General features: G+C 78.4%; 1 protein-coding gene. It reads right to left on the bottom strand.

Annotated features, from left to right (window positions below; all coding sequences use genetic code 11):
- A partial coding sequence (locus ABZY91_RS41825; protein WP_355409467.1) for a type I polyketide synthase occupies nucleotides 1–2,765 on the bottom strand: 2,765 nt, incomplete at both ends.

Raw genomic sequence — 2,765 nt, 5'->3', positions numbered from 1 at the left:
CCGGCGACGCCCGAGGCGGCCTGGGTGTGGCCGATGTTGGACTTCAGCGAACCCAGCCACAGCGGCCGGTCCCCGGGCCGCTCCCGCCCGTAGGTCGCCAGCAGCGCGCCGGCCTCGATCGGGTCGCCCAGCGTGGTGCCGGTGCCGTGCGCCTCCACCGCGTCCACCTCGGCGGCCGACAGCCCGGAGTTCGCCAGCGCCTGGCGGATCACCCGCTGCTGGGCCAGCCCGTTCGGAGCCGTGAGGCCGTTGCTGGCACCGTCCTGGTTGATCGCCGTGCCGCGGACCACGGCCAGCACCGGGTGCCCCAGGCGCCGGGCCTCGGTCAGCGTCTCGACCAGCAGCACGCCCACCCCCTCCGACCAGCCGGTGCCGCCGGCCTCGTCGGAGAACGAGCGGCACCGCCCGTCGGCGGCCAGCCCGCGCTGGCGGCTGAACTCCACGAACGCGTCCGGGCTCGCCATCACCGCCGCCCCGCCGACCAGCGCGAACGAGCACTCCCGGGCCCGCAGCGACTGCCCGGCCAGGTGCAGCGCCACCAGCGAGGAGGAGCAGGCGGTCTCCACCGTCACGGCCGGGCCCTCCAGGCCCAGCGTGTAGGCGATCCGGCCGGAGGCCACACTGGTCACCGTGCCGCTGAGCAGATGGCCCTCGACGTCGGCGGCCGGATCCTGCGGCCCGGCGCCGTAGCCCTGCGCGGCCACGCCGAGGAAGACCCCGCCGCTACTGCCCCGCAGCTCCGCCGGGTCCAGGCCGGCCCGCTCCACGGCCTCCCAGGCGGTCTCCATCAGCAGCCGCTGCTGCGGGTCCATGGCCAGCGCCTCGCGCGGCGAGATGCCGAAGAACTCGGCGTCGAACTCGCCCGCGTCGTGCAGGAATCCGCCCGCGGTGGCGTAGAAGGTGCCGGGCGCCTCCGGGTCGCCGCTGTACAGCGAGTCCAGCGGCCAGCCGCGGTCGGTGGGCAGCCCGCCCACCGCGTCCGTGCCGTCGGCGACCAGTCGCCACAGGTCCTCCGGGGAGCGCACCCCGCCGGGGAACCGGCAGGCCATCCCCACCACGGCCAGCGGCTCGCCCACCGGCAGCGGACCACCGGTCGCGTCGCCCGCGCCGCCGTCCGGCGCGGCCGTCCGGCCGACCAGCAGCGACAGCAGGTGCTCGGCCAGCGCGGTGGCGGTCGGGTGGTCGAAGACGGTGGTGACGGCCAGCTCCAGGCCGCACGCGGTGACCAGCCGGTTGCGCAGTTCGACGGCGGTCAGCGAGTCGAAACCGACCTCGCGGAAAGGCCGTTCGGGTTCCACCCGGGCCGTGTCGGCGTACCCGAGCACGGCCGCCGACTCGCTGCGCACCAGGTCCACCAGAAGGCGCTGCCGGGCCTCGGGGCCCAGTGGCGCCAGCCCGGCCCGGAGCAGGGCGCCGGGGGACGACTGCGCGTCCGGTGCCTCCCGCGGTTCACCGTCGCCCCGGCCCTCGCTCCGGCCGTCGCTCCGGCCGTCGTCGGCGGACGCCGCCCGGGCGGCGGTCAGTTCGGCCAGCAGCGGGCTGCGCCGGGCCGACTCGAAGAGCGCCGCGAAGCGGGTCCAGTCCAGGTCGGCCACCACGAGGTGCGTCTCGTCCAGCTCCAGGGCCTGTTCCAGCGCGTCCAGCGCGGTCGCGGGCGCCATCGGGCGCAGCCCCAGCGCGCGCAGCCGCTCGCCGGTGGGGCCCTCGGCCATCCCCGCCCCCGCCCACGGTCCCCAGGCCACCGAGGTGGCGGGCAGCCCGCGCGAGCGCCGGTGCTCGGCCAGCGCGTCCAGCTGGGCGTTGGCGGCGGCGTACGCCCCCTGCCCGGCGCTGCCCCAGGCCGCCGACACCGAGGAGAACAGGACGAACGCCTCGATCCGGTGGCCCTCCAGGAGGGTGTCCAGGTTGGCCGCGCCCGCCGCCTTCGCGGCGCACTCGGCGGCCCAGCCCTCCGGCGTGCAGCGGGCCAGCGGCGTGTCGGAGGTCAGCCCGGCGGCGTGCACCACCGCGTCGACCCGCTCCTCGCCGAGCCCGTCCAGCAGGGCGGCCAGCGCAGCGCGGTCCGCCACGTCGCAGGCCGCCACCGTGACCTCGGCGCCGAGCGCGGTGAGTTCGGCGGCCAGCCGCTCCGCACCCGGGGCGGACGGTCCGCGCCGGCTCGTCAGCACCAGGCGCCGGGTGCCGGTACGGGCCAGCCGCCGGGCCAGTTGGGCGCCCAGCCCGCCGGTCCCGCCGGTGATCAGCACCGTGCCGCGCAGGGCCGCGAAACCCGCCGAAGGGGCGGCGGCGGCCGGGGTGGCGGCCGGGGTGGTGACGGCCGGGACCGGGGAGCGGCGCAGCCGGCGGCCCAGCAGACCGGACGGGCGGACCGCGAGCTGGTCGTCACCGCCCGATCCGGCCAGTGCCGCGCACAGCCCCTCCCAGGCCGCGTCGTCCGGCTCGGCGGGGAGGTCCACCAGACCGCCCCAGCGCTCGGGGTGCTCCAGCGCGGCGACCCGGCCCAGGCCCCAGAGCCGGGCCCGCTCGGGCCGCCCGACCGGCTGCCCGCCGGCCTCCACCGCGCCCAGGGTCGCGCACCACAGCGGCGCGCTCACCCCGGCGTCGCCCAACGCCTGGACCAGGACGAGCAGTTCGACGTCCGTGCCGGGCAGGGCCAGGACTCCGTCGACGGCGGCGGGCAGCCGGCCGGCCAGCGCGGCGCGGTCCGTACCGTCCGCCGTCCGCAGCAACTCGACCTCGGCGCCGCGGGCCGCCAGCGCCCGCGC

The sequence above is a fragment of the Kitasatospora sp. NPDC002965 genome (genome assembly GCF_040611255.1).
GTDB lineage: Bacteria > Actinomycetota > Actinomycetes > Streptomycetales > Streptomycetaceae > Kitasatospora.
The sequence above is the reverse complement of the archived record's forward strand: the minus strand, read 5'-3'. Positions and strand labels throughout refer to the sequence as shown.